This is a genomic window from Nocardioides sp. DN36 (assembly GCF_055380375.1).
Genome location: NZ_AP043823.1, coordinates 612,648 through 634,426, shown reverse-complemented (window position 1 = coordinate 634,426; position 21,779 = coordinate 612,648). Strand labels below are relative to the sequence as shown.

General features: G+C 72.9%; 24 protein-coding genes. 14 read left to right on the top strand and 10 right to left on the bottom strand.

Annotation, left to right across the window (positions count from 1 at the left end):
* Positions 1 to 9: 9 nt before the first annotated feature.
* The gene (locus ACZ43H_RS03975; RefSeq protein ID WP_464587935.1) at positions 10 to 540 is read right to left on the bottom strand and encodes a GNAT family N-acetyltransferase; all 531 of its coding nucleotides are present in this window, start codon (positions 538 to 540) and stop codon (positions 10 to 12) included.
* Positions 541 to 565: 25 nt separating this feature from the next.
* Between ACZ43H_RS03975 and nucS the strand changes: the two genes are divergently transcribed.
* Both nucS and ACZ43H_RS03965 read left to right on the top strand, forming a co-directional pair.
* Complete coding sequence (gene nucS, locus ACZ43H_RS03970) at positions 566 to 1,240, top strand: endonuclease NucS (RefSeq protein WP_464587933.1); 675 nt, start codon at positions 566 to 568, stop codon at positions 1,238 to 1,240.
* A gap of 49 nt (positions 1,241 to 1,289) precedes the next feature.
* Entirely contained in the window at positions 1,290 to 2,024 is a 735-nt protein-coding gene (locus ACZ43H_RS03965; RefSeq protein WP_464587932.1) for a class I SAM-dependent DNA methyltransferase, read from the top strand.
* Here the strand turns inward: ACZ43H_RS03965 and ACZ43H_RS03960 are convergent.
* Positions 1,975 to 2,694: an ArsR/SmtB family transcription factor gene (locus ACZ43H_RS03960; RefSeq protein WP_464587930.1), complete on the bottom strand. Its 720-nt coding sequence runs from the start codon at positions 2,692 to 2,694 to the stop codon at positions 1,975 to 1,977. The two genes, ACZ43H_RS03965 and ACZ43H_RS03960, sit on opposite strands and share 50 nt — an antisense overlap.
* A 64-nt stretch (positions 2,695 to 2,758) precedes the next feature.
* Here ACZ43H_RS03960 and ACZ43H_RS03955 point away from each other — a divergent pair, with 64 nt between their 5' ends.
* From ACZ43H_RS03955 to ACZ43H_RS03945, 3 genes are read left to right on the top strand one after another with little or no spacing between them, the layout of a single operon-like run.
* A complete protein-coding gene (locus ACZ43H_RS03955; RefSeq protein ID WP_464587929.1) occupies positions 2,759 to 3,205 on the top strand; it encodes a hypothetical protein in 447 nt (148 codons plus the stop codon).
* Between the two features lie 29 nt (positions 3,206 to 3,234).
* A complete protein-coding gene (locus ACZ43H_RS03950) occupies positions 3,235 to 3,720 on the top strand; it encodes a GNAT family N-acetyltransferase (RefSeq protein WP_464587927.1) in 486 nt (161 codons plus the stop codon).
* A gap of 30 nt (positions 3,721 to 3,750) precedes the next feature.
* Positions 3,751 to 4,071 (top strand): DUF952 domain-containing protein, encoded by a 321-nt coding sequence (locus ACZ43H_RS03945; protein ID WP_464587925.1) that lies wholly within the window; start codon positions 3,751 to 3,753, stop codon positions 4,069 to 4,071.
* Here the strand turns inward: ACZ43H_RS03945 and ACZ43H_RS03940 are convergent.
* Both ACZ43H_RS03940 and ACZ43H_RS03935 read right to left on the bottom strand, forming a co-directional pair.
* A complete protein-coding gene (locus ACZ43H_RS03940) occupies positions 4,068 to 4,553 on the bottom strand; it encodes a SixA phosphatase family protein (RefSeq protein WP_464587923.1) in 486 nt (161 codons plus the stop codon). The genes ACZ43H_RS03945 and ACZ43H_RS03940 overlap by 4 nt on opposite strands.
* The gene (locus tag ACZ43H_RS03935) at positions 4,546 to 5,484 is read right to left on the bottom strand and encodes an FAD-dependent oxidoreductase (protein WP_464587921.1); all 939 of its coding nucleotides are present in this window, start codon (positions 5,482 to 5,484) and stop codon (positions 4,546 to 4,548) included. Before ACZ43H_RS03935 ends, ACZ43H_RS03940 begins: the two co-directional genes overlap by 8 nt.
* A gap of 75 nt (positions 5,485 to 5,559) precedes the next feature.
* Here ACZ43H_RS03935 and ACZ43H_RS03930 point away from each other — a divergent pair, with 75 nt between their 5' ends.
* From ACZ43H_RS03930 to ACZ43H_RS03920, 3 genes are all read left to right on the top strand, one after another.
* Complete coding sequence (locus ACZ43H_RS03930) at positions 5,560 to 7,377, top strand: right-handed parallel beta-helix repeat-containing protein (protein WP_464587919.1); 1,818 nt, start codon at positions 5,560 to 5,562, stop codon at positions 7,375 to 7,377.
* The gene (locus ACZ43H_RS03925) at positions 7,367 to 7,921 is read left to right on the top strand and encodes a hypothetical protein (RefSeq protein ID WP_464587917.1); all 555 of its coding nucleotides are present in this window, start codon (positions 7,367 to 7,369) and stop codon (positions 7,919 to 7,921) included. The genes ACZ43H_RS03930 and ACZ43H_RS03925 overlap by 11 nt, the downstream gene beginning before the upstream one ends.
* 100 nt (positions 7,922 to 8,021) lie before the next feature.
* Positions 8,022 to 9,095, top strand: a complete 1,074-nt coding sequence (locus tag ACZ43H_RS03920) for an alpha/beta fold hydrolase (RefSeq protein ID WP_464587916.1) — start codon at positions 8,022 to 8,024, stop codon at positions 9,093 to 9,095.
* Between the two features lie 6 nt (positions 9,096 to 9,101).
* Here ACZ43H_RS03920 and ACZ43H_RS03915 read toward each other — a convergent pair whose 3' ends face one another.
* The 3 genes from ACZ43H_RS03915 to ACZ43H_RS03905 all read right to left on the bottom strand — a co-directional run bounded on the left by ACZ43H_RS03915 (position 9,102) and on the right by ACZ43H_RS03905 (position 12,136).
* The gene (locus tag ACZ43H_RS03915; protein ID WP_464587914.1) at positions 9,102 to 9,704 is read right to left on the bottom strand and encodes a histidine phosphatase family protein; all 603 of its coding nucleotides are present in this window, start codon (positions 9,702 to 9,704) and stop codon (positions 9,102 to 9,104) included.
* A 31-nt stretch (positions 9,705 to 9,735) separates the two neighbouring features.
* Positions 9,736 to 11,760, bottom strand: a complete 2,025-nt coding sequence (locus ACZ43H_RS03910; RefSeq protein ID WP_464587912.1) for a protein meaA — start codon at positions 11,758 to 11,760, stop codon at positions 9,736 to 9,738.
* 76 nt (positions 11,761 to 11,836) lie between these two features.
* Complete coding sequence (locus ACZ43H_RS03905; protein WP_379178284.1) at positions 11,837 to 12,136, bottom strand: STAS domain-containing protein; 300 nt, start codon at positions 12,134 to 12,136, stop codon at positions 11,837 to 11,839.
* Between the two features lie 147 nt (positions 12,137 to 12,283).
* Here ACZ43H_RS03905 and ACZ43H_RS03900 point away from each other — a divergent pair, with 147 nt between their 5' ends.
* The 4 genes from ACZ43H_RS03900 to ACZ43H_RS03885 all read left to right on the top strand — a co-directional run bounded on the left by ACZ43H_RS03900 (position 12,284) and on the right by ACZ43H_RS03885 (position 15,318).
* A complete protein-coding gene (locus ACZ43H_RS03900; protein WP_464587910.1) occupies positions 12,284 to 12,856 on the top strand; it encodes a cob(I)yrinic acid a,c-diamide adenosyltransferase in 573 nt (190 codons plus the stop codon).
* A gap of 73 nt (positions 12,857 to 12,929) precedes the next feature.
* Entirely contained in the window at positions 12,930 to 13,721 is a 792-nt protein-coding gene (locus tag ACZ43H_RS03895; RefSeq protein ID WP_464587908.1) for an ABC transporter substrate-binding protein, read from the top strand.
* A gap of 39 nt (positions 13,722 to 13,760) precedes the next feature.
* On the top strand, positions 13,761 to 14,561 hold the full coding sequence (locus ACZ43H_RS03890; RefSeq protein ID WP_464587906.1) for an amino acid ABC transporter permease: 801 nt from the start codon (positions 13,761 to 13,763) through the stop codon (positions 14,559 to 14,561).
* Between the two features lie 4 nt (positions 14,562 to 14,565).
* A complete protein-coding gene (locus ACZ43H_RS03885; RefSeq protein WP_464587905.1) occupies positions 14,566 to 15,318 on the top strand; it encodes an amino acid ABC transporter ATP-binding protein in 753 nt (250 codons plus the stop codon).
* 9 nt (positions 15,319 to 15,327) lie between these two features.
* Here the strand turns inward: ACZ43H_RS03885 and ACZ43H_RS03880 are convergent, their stop codons facing one another.
* Positions 15,328 to 15,537, bottom strand: coding sequence for a hypothetical protein (locus tag ACZ43H_RS03880; protein WP_464587904.1), 210 nt, complete (start codon positions 15,535 to 15,537; stop codon positions 15,328 to 15,330).
* Position 15,538: 1 nt separating this feature from the next.
* A complete protein-coding gene (locus ACZ43H_RS03875) occupies positions 15,539 to 16,717 on the bottom strand; it encodes an MFS transporter (protein ID WP_464587902.1) in 1,179 nt (392 codons plus the stop codon).
* Positions 16,718 to 16,826: 109 nt separating this feature from the next.
* Here ACZ43H_RS03875 and ACZ43H_RS03870 point away from each other — a divergent pair, with 109 nt between their 5' ends.
* The gene (locus tag ACZ43H_RS03870; protein ID WP_464587900.1) at positions 16,827 to 17,549 is read left to right on the top strand and encodes a hemerythrin domain-containing protein; all 723 of its coding nucleotides are present in this window, start codon (positions 16,827 to 16,829) and stop codon (positions 17,547 to 17,549) included.
* A gap of 70 nt (positions 17,550 to 17,619) precedes the next feature.
* Positions 17,620 to 18,348, top strand: a complete 729-nt coding sequence (locus ACZ43H_RS03865; RefSeq protein ID WP_464587899.1) for a VOC family protein — start codon at positions 17,620 to 17,622, stop codon at positions 18,346 to 18,348.
* On the opposite strand, the gene ACZ43H_RS03860 is transcribed toward ACZ43H_RS03865, so the two are convergent.
* Positions 18,345 to 21,701, bottom strand: coding sequence for a BTAD domain-containing putative transcriptional regulator (locus ACZ43H_RS03860; protein WP_464587897.1), 3,357 nt, complete (start codon positions 21,699 to 21,701; stop codon positions 18,345 to 18,347). The two genes, ACZ43H_RS03865 and ACZ43H_RS03860, sit on opposite strands and share 4 nt — an antisense overlap.
* Positions 21,702 to 21,779: the final 78 nt, after the last annotated feature.

The following is a 21,779-nucleotide window of genomic DNA, read 5'->3' as shown; positions in this document are numbered from 1 at the left end:
TGAGTTAGTTCACCCGTCGGTAACTTGTCGGTCCAGCCGCCGCGACATCACGATCCGCACCCCGTTGGCGTCGAGACCCAGGGCGATCTCGCGCTCGTGCAGCCGCTGCTGGTACCCCTCGAGTCGCTCCACCTCGACGAACCCGAGCCGCTCGTAGAACGGGCCGTTCCACGGCACGTCGCGGTACGTGCACAGGGACATCTCCTCGTAGCCCGACCACCGCGCCTCCTCCATCGCGGCCCGGACCAGCGCGCCGCCGATCCCCCGGCGTCCGCGCTCGGGCAGCACCGACAGCTGCTCGAGGTGGGCGTGGCCGTCCTGGTCGGTGACGTGCGCGAAGCCGACCACCTCGTCGGCGTCGACGGCGACGAGGATGAAGCCGGGCAGGAGGTCCCTGTCGAGGCCGGACGGGGCCGGCGTGAGCAGGACCGGCGCGACGGCGTCCCCGAAGTGCTCCGTGAACAGCGGTACGCCGGCGTCCTCGACCGCCGCCAGCCGGCGGAGCTCGGAGGGGCGTGCGAGGCGGAAGTCGACGACCATGCCGACCAAGGTAGATTCCTCGCCCGTGAGACTCGTCGTGGCGCGCTGTCAGGTGGACTATGCGGGGCGGCTGACCGCCCATCTCCCGATGGCGACCCGGGTGCTGATGATCAAGGCCGACGGCTCGGTCCTCGTGCACTCCGACGGCGGTTCCTACAAGCCGCTGAACTGGATGTCGCCGCCGTGCACGCTCCGCGAGGGCGTCACCGAGGACGGCCAGGTCGAGTGGACCGTCACGAGCAAGACGGACGACACGCTGCGGATCCTGCTCGAGGAGGTCCACCACGACTCCTCGCACGACCTCGGCGTCGACCCGGGGCTGCAGAAGGACGGCGTGGAGAAGCACCTCCAGGCCCTGCTCGCCGAGCACCCCGCCAGCCTGTCCCCCGGCCTGACGCTGGTCCGCCGGGAGTTCCCGACCGCGATCGGCCCCGTGGACCTGATGTGCCGCGACGCCGAGGGGCTCAGCGTGGCCGTGGAGATCAAGCGGCGCGGCGAGATCGACGGCGTGGAGCAGCTGACCCGCTACCTCGAGCTGTTGAACCGCGATCCCCTGCTCGCGCCGGTCCGGGGCATCTTCGCGGCGCAGGAGATCAAGCCCCAGGCGCGGGTCCTGGCCACCGACCGGGGCATCGCGTGCGCCGTCGTCGACTACGACGCCCTGCGCGGCATCGACGACAGCGAGCACCGCCTCTTCTGACGCGATAACCGGTGGCTCCGCGGCGGGCCGGGGCACCACCATGTCCGGCATGCTGCCCAACTACTTCGACGGTGACGTCGCCGAGCGGTACGACGATCCGGACGACGTGATGTTCTCGCCGGAGGTGCTCGGCCCCACCGTTGATCTGCTCGCCGACCTGGCCGGCGACCGCACCGTCCTGGAGCTGGCGATCGGCACCGGCCGGGTCGCGCTGCCGCTGAGCGATCGAGGCGTGCGCGTCCACGGGATCGAGCTCTCTCCGGCGATGGTCGAGCAGCTGCGGGCCAAGCCGGGCGCCGAGAAGATCGACGTGGCCGTCGGCGACATGACGACCACCCGGGTCGAGGGCCGTTTCGGGCTCGCCTACCTGGTCTTCAACACGATCGGGAACGTCACGACCCAGGACGGCCAGGTCGCCGTCTTCGAGAACGCCGCCGCCCACCTCGAGCCCGGCGGCCTCTTCCTCGTCGAGAACCTCGTGCCGATCGTGCAGAAGCTGACGCCCGGCGAGCGGTTCGCCGTCTTCGACCACACCGACACCCACCTCGGCATCGACGAGTACGACGTGGCGACCCAGCGCACCTGGTCGCACCACTACTCGTCGACCGACGGCGAGACCTACCACCGGCGCTCGATCCCGTTCCGCTACGTCTGGCCGGCCGAGCTCGACCTGATGGCGCGCATCGCAGGCCTGCGGCTGCGCGAGCGCTGGGCGGGCTGGGACCGCAGCCCCTTCACGGCCGAGAGCCCGAGCCACGTGTCGGTGTGGGAGAAACCGGGCTGAGGGAGCACCCGAGGTCCGCGAGGCCCGCCGAGCCGAGCGGGGTCAGCCGAAGCGCGCGCGAGTCCGACGACCTGCGGACGAACCAGCCGCGCCCGACCAGTGCATCGGTGATCGAGGCGGCGAGGCTGCCGGCCAGGTGGGACCGTCTCTCGGTCCAGTCCAGGCACGGCCGGGCGAAGGTGCGCCGCCGCGCGCGGGCGACCCCCACGTCCACACCGAGCCCCGCCAGCCCGACCTCGCCCGCAGCCGTCACGTCGTACGCCCCGGACAGCCAGCCCCGCGCGATGAGCGCGTCGTGCAGCTCGACGCCGCAGCGACCGGCGAGGTGGTCGTAGCAGGTGCGTGCGAACCCCAGCGCCTGGGCGTGACCGGACTGCCGCAGCGACGTGACGGGCCTGGGAGGGGCGACGTGGGACAGCGCCTCCAGGGCCGCCCCCACCTCGGGGCCGGCGAGCCGGTAGTAGCGGTGCCGCCCCTGGGCGACGACCTCCACCAGACCGCCGTCCAGCAGCCGGGCGAGGTGCTCGCTCGCGGTCGACCTCCCGACGCCGGCGACGCGGGCCAGCTCGCCGGCGGCGAGCGCACGGCCGCCCATCAGGCTGTCGAGCATCCGCGCCCGGCTCGGGTCCCCGATGAGGGCGCCGACGGTGGCGAGGTCGGTGTCGTGCACCCGCCGAGCGTACGGCTGCCACGGTTCGGTCGGCGCCGACGCGTCCCGCTCCTACGGTGCCGCCATGGAGAACCCCGGAGCGCAGGTCGAGTCCGCCGTCGAGCACTGCCTGGAGGTCGCCGCTACCTGGCTGGCCTGGGAGGGCCGCCCTCGCGTGAGCGAGGACGGCGAGCGGGTCTACACCCCGCACAAGGCGGTACGCCGGATCGCCGACCACCTCATCGACCACCTCGCCGAGATCGAGGCGCTGCTCGCCGGCGTGGCGACGATGCCCGACGGGTGGCACGCCAGCCTGGTCACGCTCGAGTCCGACTGGGCGAGGTTCACCGAGCTCGACCTCGACGAGGCGCGGCAGCGGCTGCGTCGGCTCGGGCGCACGGTCTCCCTGCGCCTGGCCGCGGCCGGCCCCGACGCGTGGGACAGCCCCCGCGGGGAGAACTGGTCGCTGCGGGAGATCGCCGACCACCTCACCGGCATCCGCTGGTACGCCGACCAGGTCGGCCGCCTCTGAGCGCGCGGGCCCCTCGGTAGGTTGTGCCGATGCTCGAGCTGGTCCTCCCCGACGTCGCCCGTCACTCCGCCTGGCTCGCGTCCCACAGGGAATGGGGACCCGGCCTGCACGAGGACGGGTTCGGCATCGGACCGGATGATGACGTCGAGAGTGCCGACGGGTTCGCGGCCTGGGTGGACCGGCTGCGGTCGCTGCCTGCCGCTCGCACGTGGTGGATCGTCGACGGCGAGACGGTGCTGGGAGGCATCGCCCTCCGCACGGGGGCCGGCGACACCGTGCGGCGCCTCGGGCACGTGGGCTACGGCATCCGACCGTCCGCTCGCGGACGGGGCATCGCCACGTGGGCGGTGGGGCAGGTCCTCCCCCGCGCGCGGGCGGCGGGCCTGAGCCGTCTGCTGCTGGTGTGCCTGGCCGACAACGTGGGCTCGATCAGGACCATCGAGCGACACGGTGGGGTCCTGGAGGAGACCGACGGCGCCGGCACCGGCGTGCGCCGCTACTGGATCGATCTCTGACGCCCCCGGCGCGTGAGGCACGATGCACCGGTGCGCATCTTCCACATCGCCACCCTGTCCGACTGGGAGTCGGCGCAGCAGTCCGGCGCCTACACGACCTCGACCCGGGGGGTGACCCTCGAGGAGGAGGGCTACATCCACGCCAGCCGGGCCGACCAGTGGGAGGGGGTCCGGGCGGCGTTCTACGCCGACGTGGCCGAGCCGCTGGTGCTGCTCGAGATCGACACCGACCTGCTGAGCGTGCCCGTCGTCGAGGAGGTCCCGGCCCCCGGGATGAGCGAGACCTTCCCGCACGTCTACGGACCGATCCCACCGGCGGCGGTGGTGGGCGTCCGCTCCTTGGGCGGCTAACCGTCGGGGGGCCGGCCGGCGGCGCGCAGCGCGGCCCGCCCGGGACCGACCTCGGCCCACGTCCCGGTCAGCGTGAGCACGGCCAGTGCCGAGGTCTTCATCGGCACCCACTCGCCGGCCAGCATCGAGGCCAGGTCCTCCAGCCCCGGGTTGTGCGCGACCAGCGCGACCACCTCGAGGTCCGGCTCGAGCCCCCGCACGACGTCCAGCAGCTCCTCGACGTCGGCGGCGTACACCCGCTCCTCCACCCGCACCGGCGGCGGCGGGTCGAGCTCGGCCGCGGCGAGCTCCCACGTCTGGCGGGCCCGCGTCGCCGGGGAGACCACGGCCAGGTCGAGGGCGCCCACGTGCACCGCCAGCCACCCACCCGCCTCGGGCGCCTGCCGGCGGCCGCGGTCCGCGAGCGGTCGGCGGACGTCGGGCTCGCCACCCGACCAGTCCGACTTGGCGTGCCGCAGCAGCACCAGCGTGCGCTCAGCCATGGTCGCCGCCGTTCTCGACCAGCGCCGCGACCTCGTCCGCGCACCCCCAGCTCAGGGTCACGCCGGCCCCACCGTGGCCGTAGCAGTGGACCACGTGGCCGACCCGCTCCAGACGGACCGCCGGGCGCACCGGCCGCAGCCCGACCTTGTGCCGCAGCACCTTCGCGTCGCGCAGCGCCGGCACCAGCCGGGCGGCCCGGTCGAGGATGAGCCGCGCGGTGTCCGGGGACGGCGTCCGGCTCCAGTCCCCCTCCTCGTCGGTGCCGCCGACGACGATGTCGTGCTCGCGCGGCACGACGTACGTCGGCCCGGCCGCGTCCAGCCACCAGTGGTCCAGCCCGAGCTGCTCGACGTAGAGCACCTGGCCCCGCACCGGCACCACGGTCCGGTCCGCGCCGAGGAGACGGGCGCCGAGGCCGGAGCAGTTCACCACGACGTCCGCGCCCTCGGGGAGGGCCCGCAGGTTGAGCCGGGTCACGGTGCCCCCGAGCGCCTCCACCTGCGCGACCAGCCACCGCAGGTAGACCGGCATCTCGACGACCGGCGTGGTGAACGTCCAGCCGTCCACGTAGCCCGCCGGTGGCGAGGCGACCCGCTCGAGTGCCGGCACCGCCGAGCGCCACCACGGGTCGCCCTGGCGGCGGGTGAACATCTCGCTCCCCCGCACCATCCGCACCCCGGCCTCGGGCGACCCGGCGTACTCCACCGGCGCGGCGAGCGCGTCGAAGACGGCGTACGACGTGGCCGACCAGGCGGTGACCTTGTCCTGGGGCAGGGCCCGGTAGGGGTACCAGAGGGCGGCCGCCACTGCCGAGGTCGTCTCCAGGGGCAGGTCCCGCGCGACGACGTCGACCCGGTGCCCGGCCTCGAGGAGCCGCACCGCGCAGGTCAGCCCCACGACGCCCGCGCCGACCACGATCACCCTGCTCATGGACCCGAGTCTGTCCTACTCACGCGTAACCCACATCACAACGGTCTCGTTGGGAGGGCGACGAAAGGACCACCCATGCGTCGACCCACCGGTCTCCTGCTCGCCCTGATCGTGGTGTGGGGGGTGGGCGCGGCCGCGCCGGCCAGCGCCCACGAGGAGCGTCCCGCCGTGTTCCCCGACGGCACCGGCCACCGTCCGTCCTTCCTCGGCTGGGACAACCCGCGGCAGCGCGTGGTGTGCAAGCCGGGGAGCGAACGGCTCATCGCGGCGATGCCGACGGGCGCGGTGAAGCGGCGCAACGAGCGGCTCCTGCGCTCCTGCGGCTTCCACTCGATCCAGACCGCGATCAACTCGATCAGCGAACGGCGCACCTCGGTCTACGTGCTGCCCGGCACCTACCACGAGAGCAGGTGGGCGAAGCTGCGACGCAGCAGCTACTGCTCGCACCTCGAGACCTCCTCCAAGGCGCCCCTGCTCTCGGCGGAGTACATCGGCAGCCTCTCCTCCCCCGAGACCGGCGCGAAGGAGGGCACGAACGGGAGGTCCAACCCGATCGCGCTCTCGTACGCCGACCAGCGTGCCTGCCCGCACAACCTCAACCTGATCGCGATCTTCGGTGACCGGACGCCCGGCGACAAGGACATCTCCTGCGACAGCCGGTTCTGCGGCACCCAGCTCGTCGGCACCGGGCGGCGGATCACCGACGTCACCGTCGACAACCGGTTCCGCAAGCTCAACGGCATCCGCGCCGACCGCGCCGGCGGGCTCTACCTGCGCAACATGACCTTCGAGCAGGCCGAGTTCAACTCGATCTACGTGCTCGAGACCGACGGCTTCGTGCTGGACCGGGTGATCGCCCGCGGCAACGACGAGTACGGCATCCTGGCGTTCGCCAGCGACCACGGCCTGATCCAGCGGTCCGAGGCGTACTTCAACGGGGACTCCGGCATCTACCCCGGCTCCGGGTCCGACCTCAACGCCGACAACACCGACTTCGAGCCCACCCGCTACGCGATCGAGATCCGGCACAACAGCAGCCACGACAACACGCTCGGCTACTCCGGCACCGCCGGGAACTCGATCTGGGCCCACGACAACGACTTCTTCGACAATGCGACCGGCATCGCCACCGACTCGCTGTTCCCCGGCCACCCGGGGCTCCCCCAGGACCACGCCCGCTGGAACCGCAACCGGGTCTTCTCCAACAACTCCAACTACTACACCCGGTACGTCGACGCCGGGGTCTGCGAGAAGCCGATGAGGGAGCGCGGCTACATCCACGGAACCGTGTGCCCCGTCGTGCCGGTCCCCGTCGGCACCGGCGTCCTGATCGCCGGCGGCAACTACGACTCGACCGACCACAACTGGATCTACGACAACTGGCGCAACGGCACCATGCAGTTCTGGGTCCCGGCCGCGCTGCGCGACGACTACGACCCGGGGCACCAGAACGACACGTCCAACCACAACCACACGTTCGCCAACCACATGGGCATCGCCCCGGACGGCACCGAGCGCCCCAACGGACTCGACCACTGGTGGGACGACCAGGGGGTGGGGAACTGCTGGGAGGACAACGTCTACGCCGGCGGCAGCGGGAGCGACAACTTCACGGTCCAGCCGCCGTCGTGCGCGGAGGGTGGCTCGGTGCTCGCGCCAGGAGCTCCCGTCAAGGACGCCGGCTTCCTCACCTGCAGCCAGTACGACCGCAGCGACGCCACGTGGCGCCACCCGGCTGGCTGCAACTGGTTCGACAGCCCCTCGAAGCCCGGCGCGGGCACGGCGACCACCGATCGCGACGCGCTCGTCACCGCGCCGCTGGTCGCGATGCTCGGGGCCCTGGTGACGACGGTGGGCCTGGCCCGGCGCCGGCGAGGCAGCCGTGCTGCGTAGGACAGGACTGGCAGGCGCCCTGCTGACGACGCTGCTGGTCGGCGGCGGCGTCGCGGTCGCCGACCAGGGCCCGGCGCTGACCACGACCGGCCCCACCTCGGTCAGCGGCACGGAGGCCACGGCCGTCTTCCGGATCGGTCACCACACGGTCCGCCAGGTGCGGTACGCCGACGGCGGGACCCTGCGCTACACCTTCCGGGTGACCAACCAGGGCCGGCTCCCGGTCACGATCCACGGCCTCGCCGACGGGCAGCCGGACTCCCGGCTCTTCACCGCCACCGGCCTCACCGGCCCCGAGGGCGGCCCCGACGTGCGCCTGGGCGCCGGCGAGAGCCGCGACCTCACTCTCGCCCTGCGGATGGGCGGGTGCGAGAGCCTCTCCGCCCGCGCGGGCGCATTCGTCGACGAGGTGGTGGTGCGCACCGAACGCGCCGGCGTGCTCGAGGACGACGTGCGGCTCACCCTCCCCGAGGAGATCCACACCGGTTCGCCGCGCGAGGCCTTCTGCCCCCGGTCCACGGCCACGTCGCGACCGCCGGGCTGAGACGCGGCCCACACCCGGCACCGCCCCTCGACGTACCGCCGGTATGGCATCCTTGGCCGGGCAGCCTTATTGACGACGATTCAACAAGGAGCCCGTCCCCGTGCGCCGTCCGTTCCGTCCCGCCGCCCTCGGCGCCGCGCTGGCCTCGCTGGCCGGCTCCGCGCTCGTCGCGACCACCCTCACGACGCTCTCGCCCTCGCCCGCCACGGCGGCGTCCGCCAGCGAGGTGGTCTCCCGCGCGGTCCGGATCGAGGTGGAGAACACCAACGCCACGCCGGTCGCCTGCCTCCCCGACAACAAGTCCTACGTGCTCCACGCGCGGCTCGTCGGTCCGCGTCGCGAGGTCCTCGGCGCCAACATCCCCCGGATCAACGTGCTGGTGCACGACCTGGCCACCGGCTCGTGGTTCTGGCACCTCACCAGCCACCCGGCGTACGACTACGCGGGTCGGCTGGCCGCGGCCGGCGAGACCTCGCTCGTGGTCGACCGGCTGGGGTACGGCGCGAGCCGGCTGGCCGAGGGCGACGCCACCTGCCTGGGAGCGCAGGCCGACATGCTCCACCAGGTCGTCCAGCACCTGCGCTCGGGCAGCTACACGTTCCGGGACAGCGCCCGGGCCACGCCCGCCGTCCACCACGTCGTGCTGCACGGCCACTCGGTGGGCGCCGCGATCGCCCAGGTGGAGGCGGCGATCTTCGACGACGTCGACGGGCTCGTGCTGATGTCGTGGACCGACAGCGGCGCCTCCTCGCGCGCCGTGGACGAGGCCTCGCGCCAGTCGACGGCGTGCCTGCGTGGCCAGGGCTACGTGCGCTTCGGGCAGAGCCGGAAGGACTACCGCTCGCTGCTCTTCCGGACCGCACCCGGCCGTGTGCAGCGCGCAGCGCTCGGGCACCGCGACGAGAACCCCTGCGGCGACGCACTGAGCCTGTCCCAGATGGTCACCACCTCGACGCTGACCGCGGGCCAGGTCGAGGCGCCGGTGCTCCTGCTCTTCGGGGGCAAGGACGCGCTCAACCGGGACGAGGCCGCGCAGCGGCAGCGCCAGGCGTACTCCTCGTCGGTCGGGGTGACCGCCCGCACGGTCAGGGGTGCCGGCAGCGCCCTGCCCCTGGAGCGGTCCGCACCCCGGACGCGGACGACGGTGCTGCGCTGGCTGGACCGCCTCGGCTGAGCCGGGTCAGGCCCCGTCCCAGGCGGTCAGCCGCCAGCCCTCGCCGTCGGCCTCGAGCTCGACGCTGGCGCAGTTGGGCAGGGACAGGCCGCGCACCCGCTCCGGAGCGATGCCGACCAGCGGGGGTAGGGCGGCCAGGATCGCGCCGCCGTGGCTGACGACGAGGACCGTCTCGCCGCGGTGCTGGTCCGCGACCTCCTCGAGAACCGTCGTCACCCGGCCCACGAAGGCGTCGATCCGCTCACCACCCGGGATCGCGGCATCACGGTCCCCCGCGACCCAGGCGTCGAATGCCGCTCCCACGTGGGCACGCTCGTCGGCGTCGGTGCCCGCGATGGCGCCCACGCCGTACTCGCGCAGCCCCTCGCGGACCACCACGTCGACGTCGAGGCGCGCGGCCACGATCTCCGCGGTCTGCACCGCCCGCGAGAGCGAGCTCGTCCAGATCCGGGCGATCCGCTCACCCCGCAGCCGGTCCGCGAGCGCCCGGGCCTGGGCCCGCCCCTGTGCGGTCAGGCAGCCGCCGTCATCGGTGACCAGGTCGGTCTCGTACTCCGCCTCCCCGTGTCGGGCGACGAGGAGACGGGCCGGGCACTGCAGCGAGCTCATGGGCGGACGGTAGCGGGTCAGGCCCCGTTGCTCAGTCCAGGTCGTTGGCGCGCCGGATGACGTCGACGATGCCGCCCATGATCTCGGTGAGCCCGAAGTCCTTGGGCGTGTAGACCGCCGCGACCCCCATCTCGACCAGCCGGCGACCGTCGGAGTCGGGGATGATCCCGCCGACGATGACGGGCACGTCACCGAGCCCGGCCTCGCGGAGCCCGTCGAGCACGGCCGGAACCAGCTCCATGTGGGAGCCGGAGAGGATCGAGAGGCCGACGCAGTGCACGTCCTCCGCAACCGCACCCGAGACGATCTGCTCGGGGGTGAGCCGGATGCCCTGGTAGATGACCTCGAAGCCGGCGTCACGGGCGCGGACCGCGACCTGCTCGGCGCCGTTGGAGTGGCCGTCCAGGCCAGGCTTGCCGACCAGCAGCCGCAGCCGGCCGCCCTTGTTCCCGGCCAGCTCCTCCCCGGTCGCCTTGACCCTCGCCCGCACCGCGGCGAGCTCGGCCCCGGCGTCCGCCACCCCGACCGCGCCGCTGACCCCGGTGGGGGCCCGGAACTCGCCGAAGACCTCGCGCAGGGTGCCGGCCCACTCCCCCGTCGTGGCGCCGGCGCGGGCGGCCGCCAGGGTGGGGGCCATCAGGTTGGCGTCGGTCTTGGCGGCCTCGGCGAGCGCAGCGAGCGCCGCAGCCACCTCGGCCTCGTCGCGCTGCTCCTTCCAGGCCGCGACGCTGCCCAGCGCGGCCTGCTCGGCCTCGGGGTCCGCGGTCTGGATGGCGGTGTCGAGGTCCGCGGTCAGCGGCGAGGGCTCGGTCGTCTCGAAGGCGTTGACGCCGACGATCTTCTCCTCGCCGTTCTCGATCCGCGCCCGGCGGGCGGCGTGCGCGGAGACCAGCTCCTGCTTCATGTAGCCCGAGTCGACCGCGGCGATCGCACCGCCCATCGACTGCACCCGGTCGATCTCCGCGCGGGCGCCCTCGACCAGCTCGGCGACCTTCTTCTCGATCACCGGGGAGCCGTCGAAGATGTCGCCGTACTCCAGCAGGTCGGACTCGAACGCCAGGACCTGCTGCAGCCGCAGCGACCACTGCTGGTCCCACGGCCGCGGCAGGCCGAGCGCCTCGTTCCAGGCGGGCAGCTGCACGGCGCGCGCCCGGGCGTTCTTCGACAGCGTCACGCCGAGCATCTCCAGCACGATCCGCTGGACGTTGTTCTCGGGCTGGGCCTCGGTCAGGCCGAGCGAGTTGACCTGCACGCCGTACCGGAACCGCCGCATCTTGGGGTCCTGGACGCCGTACCGCTCGCGGGTGATCTCGTCCCAGAGCTGGACGAAGGCGCGCATCTTGCACATCTCCTCGACGAACCGCACGCCCGCGTTGACGAAGAAGGAGATGCGGCCGACGACCTTCTCGAAGTCGTCCTCGGAGACCTGCCCGGACGCCTTGACCTGGTCGAGGACCGCGATCGCGGTGCACAGCGAGTAGGCCAGCTCCTGGGTGGGCGTGGCCCCGGCCTCCTGCAGGTGGTAGCTGCAGATGTTGATCGGGTTCCACTTCGGGATCCGGTGCACGGTGTAGGCGATCATGTCGCTGATCAGCCGCATGGAGTGCTCGGGTGGGAACGCGTAGGTCCCGCGGGAGAGGTACTCCTTGATGATGTCGTTCTGGGTGGTGCCGGCCAGCTGCGCGGCGACCTCCTCCGGCGAGAGCTCGGGGTTCTGCTCCTCGGCCACCACCTGGTAGAGCGCGAGCAGCCACATCGCGGTGGCGTTGATCGTCATGGAGGTGTTCATCTCGACCAGCGGGATGTCCTCGAAGAGCCGCCGCATCTCACCGAGGTGCGGGACCGGGACACCGACCTTGCCGACCTCCCCGCGCGCGAGCGGCGAGTCCGGGTCGTAGCCGGTCTGGGTCGGCAGGTCGAAGGCGACCGAGAGCCCGGTCTGTCCCTTGGCGAGGTTGGTCCGGTAGAGGGCGTTGGACGCCGCGGCCGTCGAGTGGCCGGCGTACGTGCGCATCACCCAGGGCCGGTCTTTGGCGGGGCGTTCCGTCTCGGTCATGGTCCGAGGGTAGGACCAGAACTACCGGGAGGTAACCGGACGGACATGTGGGATGTCCGACACGGAGAAGGCCCGCTCAGGCGGGGGTCGCGGCCCGCTCGATCTCGACGACCCGGATCAGCCGGGAGAGGTGCAGCAGCCTCCGCACGGCGGGGCCGCACCCGCGCAGGGTCAGGTGGTGACCGGCGGTCCGGGCCTCGCGCGAGGCGACGGCGAGCACCTTCAGGGCGGTCACGTCGACCGCCCCCACCCCGGTGAGGTCGATGACGACGTCCTCGTCGTGACCCTCGAGGAGGTCGTAGATGGCCTGGCGGACCTCCCACGTGCTGCGCACGTCGAAGTCACCACTGAGCACGAGCGTCGGACCGTCGGTCATGATGTCCATCGTCTGCCGTTCCCCCAGGGCCCAGAGATACCCCGGCTTCTCGCTGTCGATGACTCTCTGTACCCACTATGACGCCCGTCACGCCCGTTCGGTTGCACCCGGTCGCGAGGAAATTCGTGTCGCGTCTACGCTCCGTGCATGGTCAACCTCACCCGGATCTACACGCGCACCGGCGACCACGGCGAGACCCGCCTGGGCGACATGAGCCTCACCTCGAAGAACGACCTGCGCCTGCAGGCGTACGCCGACGTCGACGAGGCCAACGCCCACATCGGCGTGGCCCTGGCCCAGGGCGGGCTGGAGGACGACGTCGTGGCGGTGCTGACCACGATCCAGAACGACCTGTTCGACGTGGGGGCGGACTTCTGCACGCCCGTCGTCGAGAACCCGGAGTTCCCGCCGCTGCGGATCGAGCAGGCCTACGTCGACCGCCTCGAGAAGTGGTGCGACCACTACAACCAGGACCTGCCCAACCTGCGCTCCTTCATCCTCAACGGCGGCACCCCCGGTGCCGCCCTGCTGCACGTCGCGCGCACCGTCGTACGCCGCTCCGAGCGGTCGGCCTGGGCCGCCTTCGCCGAGCACGGCGAGACCATGAACGAGATCGCGATCCACTACCTCAACCGGCTCTCGGACCTGCTGTTCATCCTGGCCCGGCACGCGAACCGCGAGCAGGGCGACGTGCTGTGGGTGCCCGGCGGGGAGCGCTAGGCAGACCCCCGACCTGGGGGAAACGGGCCGATCGACCCTGACCCGGGGCTCCGGCGCGCTCTAGCGTGCCGACATGAGGACTCGTGCATTCCGCGTGCTCGCGGTCGTGCCGACGCTGGCCCTGGTGCTCGCGGCGTGCGGTGGCAATGGTGGTGGTGAGACCACGAAGAGCGGTGCCCAGCTGATCAAGAGCGGGACGCTCACGGACTGCTCGGACGTCCCGTACCCGCCGTTCGAGGACTTCGACAAGGGCTCCCCCACCGGCTTCAAGGGCTTCGACATCGACATCCTGACCGAGATCGCCAAGGGCCTCGACCTCAAGCTGGTCGTCACGGACTCGGCGTTCGACCCGCTGCAGAGCGGGCTGGCCCTGAACTCGGGCCAGTGCGACATCGTCGCCAGCGCGATGACGATCACCCCCGACCGCAAGCAGAACCTCGACTTCAGCGACGGCTACTACGACTCCAAGCAGTCGCTGCTGGTCCCCACCGGCTCCAGCATCAAGAGCATCGACGACCTGTCGGGCAAGAAGGTCGGCGTCCAGCAGGGCACGACCGGCAAGACGTACGCCGAGGAGAACGCCAAGGGCGCCGAGATCGTGAGCTTCCCCAGCGATGCGGAGATGTACCAGGCGATCAAGGCCGGGCAGGTCGACGCGCTGCTCCAGGACCTGCCGGTCAACCTCAACCACCAACAGGACGGTGGCTTCACGATCGTGCAGACCTACTCCACCAACGAGGAGTACGGCCTGGCGATCAAGAAGGGCAACACCGCGCTGGTCGACGACGTCAACGCCCAGCTGAAGAAGATGCACGACGACGGCACGTACGACGAGATCTACAACAAGTACTTCGCGACCAAGTGACGACGCGGTCGGGCACCGCGGAGCTCCGGAGGGGGTCTCGTGAGACGCACCACCCGACGCCGGCTGACCAACGGCGTCCTCTACGCGGTCCTCGTGCTGGCCGTGCTGCTCCTCGGGGCGCTCGTCGACTGGAGCGCAGTCCGGGCGAACTTCTTCGACAAGGCCGGCTGGGAGCGTGGTGGCAACTGGGGCGACCTGATCACCATCGGCGTGAAGAACACGATCATCTACACCGTCATCGCGTTCGTGTTCGGCTTCGCGCTGGCGATCCTCCTCGCCCTGATGAAGCTGTCACCGGTCGCGCCGTACCGCTGGCTGGCGACGGCGTACATCGAGTTCTTCCGGGGGCTGCCGGCGCTGATCGTGATCCTGGTGATGGGGTTCGGCGTCCCGATCGCGTTCAACTGGAGACCGCCCGGCGGTCTGGTCGGCGCGGGCCTGATCGGGCTGATCCTGGTGGCGGGCGCCTACATGGCCGAGACCCTGCGGGCGGGCATCCAGGCGGTGCCGAAGGGGCAGACGGAGGCGGCGCGGTCGCTGGGCATGGGCGCCGGCAGGACCACGGTCTCGGTGGTCCTCCCCCAGGCCTTCCGGATCGTCATCCCGCCGCTCACCAACGAGTTCGTGCTGCTGATCAAGGACACCGCGCTGCTGTTCGTGCTCGGGGTGCAGGTCCAGCAGCGCGAGCTGACCACCGTGGCCAGGGACCTGCTCACCTCCGGCCCCACGGCGGGCACGTCCACCAGCCTGATCCAGGCGGCCCTGCTCTACCTGGTCATCACGCTGCCACTGACGCGTCTGGTGGCGGCGCTCGAGAAGCGGCAGCAGAGGGCACGGTGACGACATGACGGCTCCGGTGGGGCAGGACGGCCGCGCGATCGAGGTCCGCGCGCTGCACAAGTACTTCGGCGCCAACGAGGTGCTCAAGGGCATCGACTTCCACGTCGAGCACGGCCAGGTCGTCTGCGTGATCGGCCCGTCCGGGTCCGGCAAGTCGACGCTGCTGCGCTGCGTCAACCGGCTCGAGGACCCGACGTCGGGCACGATCCTGGTCGAGGGCGTCGACATCACCGACCCCGACACCGACCTCGACCAGGTGCGCAGCCGGATCGGCATCGTCTTCCAGTCCTTCAACCTGTTCCCGCACATGAACGTGATGCGCAACCTGTGCATCGCCCAGCAGCGCGTCCGGGGCCGCAGCAAGGACGAGGCGATCGAGGTCGCCCGGGCGAACCTCGCCAAGGTCGGCCTGGCCGGCAAGGAGGACGCCTACCCCGCGCACCTCTCCGGCGGCCAGCAGCAGCGGGTGGCCATCGCCCGGGCCCTGTCGATGGACCCCGACATGATGCTCTTCGACGAGCCGACCTCGGCGCTCGACCCCGAGCTGGTCGGCGACGTGCTGGCGGTGATGAAGAAGCTGGCCTCGGAGGGCATGACCATGATGGTGGTCACACACGAGATGGGATTCGCCCGCGAGGTCGGCGACAAGCTGGTGTTCATGGACGACGGGGTGATCGTCGAGGAGGGCGACCCGGTCGAGGTGCTGGCGAACCCGCAGCACGAGCGCACCCGCTCGTTCCTGTCCAAGGTGCTGTAGCGCGGATCCTCACCTCAGCGCGTAGGAGAGCATCGCGACGACGGCCGCCGCCGTGCACCCCGAGGTCACCAGCATCGTGCCCAGCACGGTGAGGGACGCGCCCCTGACCGCCTGGGCCCGGTCGCCGCCGCCGGCGATCCGTCGCCCGCGCAGCACCAGCCTGGCACCGGCCCCGACGGAGGCCAGGCCGATCATGACCGGGAGCAACCACCACGGCACGTCAGCCCTCCACGGTCTCCGCGACCCGGCTGCTCCCGGCGGGCCGGACGGCGGCCACGCTGAGCGCGGCGGGGACCATGAGGGCGGCCACCGCGAGCAGGGACTCCAGGGTGCCGACCCGGTTTCCCAGCTGGCCGAGCAGCGGCGGGCCGGCGAGGAACGCGGCGTACCCGATGGTCGACACCACGCTCACCCGGGCGGCGGCCCGGACGGGGTCGTCGGCGGCGGCGCTCATCCCGACAGGGAAGCCCAGCGAGGCCCCGAGCCCCCACACCACGACGCCCAGGCCCACGAGCAGCCAGTGGCCACCGCACACGACCAGCAGGATCCCGGTCGCGGCCGCGGCGCTGGTCGCCCACAGCACCGGGGCGCGGCCCCACCGGTCCAGCGCGACCGGACCGACCATCCGCCCGGTGGTCATCGCGGTGACGAAGACCGAGAAGCCCAGGACACCCACCCAGTGCGGGGTGGCGTACCCGTCGATGACCGCCAGCGACAGCCAGTCGTTGGCCGAGCCCTCGACGGTCGCGAACGCCAGCACCATCACGCCGATGGCGAGGGTCCGCGGCTCCCGCCACGCCGACCGGGCCGCGGGGCGGGTCTCCGGCTCGGGGGTCGGCGGCAGGAACGAGCGACCCAGCACCGCCACCAGCGCGAGGGCGAGCAGCCCGGCGCCGCCGACGTGGACCGCGAGGGGTGCGTGCACCGCAGCCATCGGGATGCCCACGGCGGCGCCGACGATGCTGCCGAGGCTCCAGCCGGCGTGGAACCGGGGCATGACCGTGCGCCCGAGACGTCGCTCCACCTCGGCGCCCTCGACGTTCATCGCGACATCCCAGACACCGGTCCCGAGCCCGTAGGCGAAGAAGCCGGCCGCGGTGGCCGGGACCGAGTCCAGGGCGGCGACCCCGAGACCGGCGGCGCTCAGCCCGACCGCCGTCAGCAGCCCGCCGAGGCGGACGACGGCCGCGGCCGACGTGCGCTCGATCAGCCGCCCGCTGGAGGGCAGCGCCAGGACCGAGCCGGCCGCGATCGCGAGCAGGAGCAGGCCCAGCGACCCGTTGTCGAGCCCGAGGCCCGAGCGCAGGTCCGGGATCCGGGACACGAGGGTGGCGAAGCAGAGCCCGTTGAGGGCGAAGGTCAGCGCGACGGCGTTGCGCGCGGCGGTCACCTCAGGCACCCGCCCAGTCCATCCCACCTCGGCCCTCACCTCCAAGTCCGTCCCAAGCCGGTCTCAAGCGTCGGAGCGGATGGTGGTCCCACCGACAGCGACACGTGAGGAGCCGATCATGACCGCGACGCCCCAGCAGGCCGCCTGGCCGCGACAGCTGCGCCTTCCCGGGCAGGCCGACGCGCCCGAGGGGCCCGTCGACCTGTCCATGATGTACCTGATGCACCACGCGTTCCGGCGCGACCTCGCGGCGTTCGCCCGGGCGGTGCCGCGCACGCCGCTCACGGAGCTGGCCACCTGGCGCGCCCTGCTGCGCCGGTGGGAGGTCTTCTCCGAGGTGCTGCACCACCACCACCGCGGGGAGGACACCTGGCTGTGGCCGGCGCTCCTGGAGAGGGCTGACGCCCACGAGCGGCAGGTGCTGGCCGCGATGGAGGTCGAGCACCTGGAGATCGACCCGCTCCTCACCCATTGCCTGGCGGGCCTGCGGATGCTCGCCGGCGGCCACGCCCGCCAGGACGACCGGGCCGCGCTGGCGGTCCGGCTCTGCGCCGCCCGCGAGGGTCTGGGGCGTCATCTCGCGCACGAGGAGCGCGACGCGATGCGGATCCTGCAACGACACCTCACCGCGGAGGAGTTCGAGGCCGTCGACGAAAGGTTCGCGGAGGGCCTCGACCCGCGGCAGCTGCTGACGCTGGTGCCCTGGGCCCTGCACGACGTCCCCGCGGAGGTACGCCGTGAGCTGCTGCGCAGGGCCCGACCCGCCCACCGCGTGGTGTGGCGGGTGACGCGTCGCCGGTTCGAGCGCCTCGACCGGCGGGCGTTCCGGCACGCCGGCTGACCGCGGGACGGCTCCTCTCCGGCGCAAAGCCGTTGCGACGTCGCTCGCGAGCGACCTACGTTGCTCTCCCATGACCGCCGACCTCCACGCCCTCTGCTTCGACGCGCAGCACCCGCTCCCGCTCGCGCGCTTCTGGGCGGGCGTCCTGGCGCGGGAGCTGGCCGACGACCCCCGCGACGGTCCCACTCTCCTGCCGGGCGGCGAGACCGGGTTCCGGATCCGGTTCACCGCCACCGAGGAGCCGCACGCGGGCCCGAACCAGCTGCACCTCCACCTGACGAGCACCTCCCTGGACGACCAGGCACGGACCGTGGCCCGGGTGCTCGAGCTCGGTGGCCGGCACCTCGACGTCGGCCAGCGCCCGGAGGAGGGACATGTCGTGCTCGCCGACCCGGAGGGCAACGAGCTCTGCGTGATCGGGCCGGGCAACACCTTCCTCGACGGCTGCGGGTTCCTCGGCGAGCTGGCGTGTGACGGTTCCCCGGAGGTGGGGTACTTCTGGAGCGAGGCGCTGGGCTGGCCGCTGGTCTGGGACCAGGACCAGGAGACCGCGATCCAGTCACCCGGCGGAGGGAGCAAGATCGCCTGGGGCGGGCCGCCGGAGGCGCCGTACCCCGGCCGGAACCGGCACCGGTTCGAGCTCGCAGCACCGCCCGGCCGCGACCTGCAGGCGGAGGTCGACCGTCTCCTCTCCCTCGGAGCGACCCGCCTCGAGGGTGTCCCCGAGGAGGGCGGCCGCATGCCGATGGCCGATCCCGAGGGCAACGAGTTCAGCGTCCGGGGCCCGTCGACGGTCTAGAAGCCGTTGGCGTCACGGATCCCGGCGAACCACGTCGCGAACAGCGGGATGTCCCACTCCTCGGCGAGCACGGCCGCGGTGTCGGCGTGCCGGGTCGCGATGTCGGTCTCGCCGGTGGCCGCAGCGGCCATGGCGAGGTAGGCGTCGACCGGCCCGCTGGCCAGGTTGGAGCCCGCACCGCAGCTCTGGCCCGCGCACCGCACCAGCAGGTCGTAGCAGCGGCCGGCGAGGTCGGCGTCGCCGAGGTGGAGCGCCAGCTCCGCGGCGTGACCCCAGCTCAGCGGGGCCGAGTGACCGCCGTCGTCGAGGTCGTCGCGGTGCTCGGCGTGCAGGGCCCGCGCACGCTCCTCCTGCCCGCCGCGCCAGAGGAAGACCGCCAGCGTGGTCCACATCTCGTACCCCTCGTTCAGCTCCTCCAGCGCGGGCACGGCGTCGAGCGGCCGCCCGTCCCAGAGCCGGACGGCGATCACGGCCGCGGCCTGCGCCTCCTCGCCGTGCTGGTGGGAGATGCGGCCGGCGACCTCGCGGATCCGGGCCGCGGTCTGCTCGCAGTCGTCGAAGCGCCCCGCCATCGCCTGCCAGGGGAGGTCGAGCCCGTCGACGATCATCTCGGCGTAGGAGATCCGCAGCCGGCGGGCCTCCGTGCGCGTCAGCTCCATCGCCTCGAGCATCTCCGCCCGCCGGCCCAGCTCGCAGAGCACGACCGTGCGCAGGGTCGCCGAGACGACCAGCGCCCGCTCGTCGCCGAGCGACCGGGCCAGCTCCAGCGCCTCGGTGGCCAGGCCGAGCCGCTCCTCGGTGGTGTCCGCGTGCCAGAGGGCCATGAACGCGACCTGGTCCGCGGAGAGCAGCAGGGCGGGATCCCCGAGCCGGCGGGCCATGGCGAGCGCCTCGTCGCACAGCGCTCGTCGCTCCTCGAACGACGTCTGGGCCCACAGCTCGTTGCCGAGCGCGAGCATCGTGAGGCAGCGCAGCTCGCCGTCCTCCGGCGGGAGCCGCTCCAGGCTCCCGCGCAGCGCCGAGACCACCACGTCGTTGACCAGCCCCGGTGGGGCCGAGCGCCACAGGCCGTCCCGCGAGGTGGCGATCGCGGCCCGCGCGACGGCCTCGGGGTCGCGCATCTCCTTGCCCACCCCGATCGCCTGCTCGACCGCCCCGACGAGCGCGGGCAGGTTCGCCGACCAGCGGTAGGCGTCCATGAGCAGGAGCAGCGCGTCGTACCGGTCCCGCAGGGTGGCCCCGTTGTCGCCGTCCATGGCCTCGAGGCCGAGCTGGAGCAGGTCCGCCGCCTCGTCGTACGCATGCAGCCGGCGGACGACGACGGCGGCGGCGAGCGCCGCGCGCCAGGCACGTGAGGCGTTGGCCGGTCCGGACTCCAGCCAGTGCCGGGCCACCTCGGTCTCGCGTCCGCCCATCTCCTCGAGGACCCCTGCGAGCCGGGCGTGCAGCCGGGCACGACGGCTCGCCGACATGCCGGCCCGCAGCGTGTCCCGGACCAGGGCGTGCGAGAAGAGGAACCGGTCGATGCCGTCCTCGCGGACCAGCCCGGCGGCCTGGGCCGGCTCGACCACGTCGAGCAGGTCGTCCTCGTCGATCCCCGTGGTCGCGGCCAGGGTCGGGGTGTCGAACTGGCGCCCGATCACCGCAGCGGTCCGCAACGCCTTCACGGTGTCCTCGGGGAGCTTGGCCAGCCGGCGGGTGAGCACCTCGGTGACCGCCGTGGGCATCGTCGCCGCGAGCCCGTCGAGGTCGGCCCGCTCCCCCGCCAGCCGCGCGAACTCGACCAGGAAGAAGGGGTTGCCGTCGGTGCGCTCGCGCAGCTGCCGGGCCACGTCCTCGGAGACGGGCGCGTCGCTGACCCGCTGCAACAGCTCCAGCACCGCAGGAGCCGGCAGCCCGTCGAGGGCCACCCGCACGGCGTGCCGACGGGCGAACGACTCCGCGACGTCGGCCAGCACCCCGGTCGGCTCGGGGTGCGGTCGCCAGGTGGCGATCACCAGCAGCCTCTCCGCGGCCCCCGGGTCGGCCGTCTCGACCAGCAGGCGGAGCACCCGCAGCGTCGACGGGTCGGCCCAGTGCAGGTCGTCGAGGACCACGACCGTCGTGCGCTCCCGCGCGGCCTCGCGGACGGCGTGGACGATCCGCTCCCAGGCGCGGAACTGGGCGCCCTCGTCCTCCGGCTCGTCCGCCTCGACCGACGGCCCGCCGGGTCCGTCCGGGATGAGCGCCCCGAGCACGGCCATCCAGGGCCACAGCGGAGGGGCACCGTCGTCCTGGGAGCAGCGGCCGACGAGCACCTGCGCTCCCCGGTCCCGCGCGCGCAGCGCCAGCTCCGCGGCGAGACGGGTCTTGCCGATGCCGGGCTCGCCGGTGAGCACGGCGTAGGACGGGGTGCCGACCTCGGCACCGGCCAGGGCCTGCTCCAGTCCCGCCAGGTCCTCGTCGCGGCCGGCGAGCGGCCAGGGCGCGACCGGCTCGGGCAGCGGCCTCGCGCGGGTCGGTGCCGGCGCGGGCGCGGTCTCGGTCACCGGGGCCGCGCCCGCCACCGGCGCCACCCAGTCCAGCTCGGGGTCCTGGCGCAGCACCGCGGTCTGCAGCTCGCGCAGCTCGGCCGAGGGCTCCAGCCCGAGCTCCTCGTCGAGGACCTCGCGGAGCTGGCGCAGCACGTCCAGCGCGTCGGCCTGCCGGCCGGACCGGGTCAGGGCCAACGCCCGCAGCGCCCAGAGCCGCTCGCGCAGCGGGTAGGCCTTGGTGAGCGCCTCGAGCTCGGCCGCCACCGTGGCGTGCTGGCCCAGCGCCAGCTGGACGGTCGCGCGGTCCTCGAGCGCCACCGTGCGCAGCTGCTCGAGGCGGGCGCGCTCGGCCACTGCGGCGTCGGCGTCGCCCAGCTCGGCGTACGGCGTGCCCCGCCAGCACGCCAGCGCCTCGTCGAGCCGCGTCGAGGCGTCGGTGAGCTCGGCGGCCGACAGCGGGGACGGCCCTCGTCCGGTGAGCCGCTGCAGACGCTTGTTCCCGGTCGTCACGACGTCCTCGAAGCGTGCGGCGTCGACCGCCTCGTCCGGCACCCGCAGGGCGTACCCGGGCGCCACCGTGACCAGCACCGTGGCGGGAGCGCGACGCTCCCGTTCCGGCTCGAGGACGCGTCGCAGCTGCGAGACGTAGGCCTGCAGCGTCGCCGTGACCCCGGGAGGCGGTCGCTCGCCCCAGAGCAGGTCGACGATCGCGTCCACCGACACCGGCCAGCCCCGGGACAGGGCCAGGGCGGCGACGAGGGCACGCTGCTTGGGCGTGCCGAGGTCGACGGACGACCCGTTCAGCATCACCTCGACGGGTCCGAGGACTGCCACCTCCACGTCGGCAGCATAGGGACGTCGCGGGCGCCTTGCGTCCCCTTTGTGGGCCACGCACCCTCGTGAGGACCAGCCGGGCGG

Excerpts from the sequence above, each read along its gene's own strand:
- ACZ43H_RS03975 (WP_464587935.1), bottom strand. The coding sequence starts at position 540 with ATGGTCGTCGACTTCCGCCTCGCACGCCCCTCCGAGCTCCGCCGGCTG.
- ACZ43H_RS03965 (WP_464587932.1), top strand. The coding sequence starts at position 1,290 with ATGCTGCCCAACTACTTCGACGGTGACGTCGCCGAGCGGTACGACGAT.
- ACZ43H_RS03955 (WP_464587929.1), top strand. The coding sequence starts at position 2,759 with ATGGAGAACCCCGGAGCGCAGGTCGAGTCCGCCGTCGAGCACTGCCTG.
- ACZ43H_RS03950 (WP_464587927.1), top strand. The coding sequence starts at position 3,235 with ATGCTCGAGCTGGTCCTCCCCGACGTCGCCCGTCACTCCGCCTGGCTC.
- ACZ43H_RS03940 (WP_464587923.1), bottom strand. The coding sequence starts at position 4,553 with ATGGCTGAGCGCACGCTGGTGCTGCTGCGGCACGCCAAGTCGGACTGG.
- ACZ43H_RS03935 (WP_464587921.1), bottom strand. The coding sequence starts at position 5,484 with ATGAGCAGGGTGATCGTGGTCGGCGCGGGCGTCGTGGGGCTGACCTGC.
- ACZ43H_RS03930 (WP_464587919.1), top strand. The coding sequence starts at position 5,560 with ATGCGTCGACCCACCGGTCTCCTGCTCGCCCTGATCGTGGTGTGGGGG.
- ACZ43H_RS03915 (WP_464587914.1), bottom strand. The coding sequence starts at position 9,704 with ATGAGCTCGCTGCAGTGCCCGGCCCGTCTCCTCGTCGCCCGACACGGG.
- ACZ43H_RS03910 (WP_464587912.1), bottom strand. The coding sequence starts at position 11,760 with ATGACCGAGACGGAACGCCCCGCCAAAGACCGGCCCTGGGTGATGCGC.
- ACZ43H_RS03905 (WP_379178284.1), bottom strand. The coding sequence starts at position 12,136 with ATGACCGACGGTCCGACGCTCGTGCTCAGTGGTGACTTCGACGTGCGC.
- ACZ43H_RS03900 (WP_464587910.1), top strand. The coding sequence starts at position 12,284 with ATGGTCAACCTCACCCGGATCTACACGCGCACCGGCGACCACGGCGAG.
- ACZ43H_RS03895 (WP_464587908.1), top strand. The coding sequence starts at position 12,930 with ATGAGGACTCGTGCATTCCGCGTGCTCGCGGTCGTGCCGACGCTGGCC.
- ACZ43H_RS03885 (WP_464587905.1), top strand. The coding sequence starts at position 14,566 with ATGACGGCTCCGGTGGGGCAGGACGGCCGCGCGATCGAGGTCCGCGCG.
- ACZ43H_RS03870 (WP_464587900.1), top strand. The coding sequence starts at position 16,827 with ATGACCGCGACGCCCCAGCAGGCCGCCTGGCCGCGACAGCTGCGCCTT.
- ACZ43H_RS03865 (WP_464587899.1), top strand. The coding sequence starts at position 17,620 with ATGACCGCCGACCTCCACGCCCTCTGCTTCGACGCGCAGCACCCGCTC.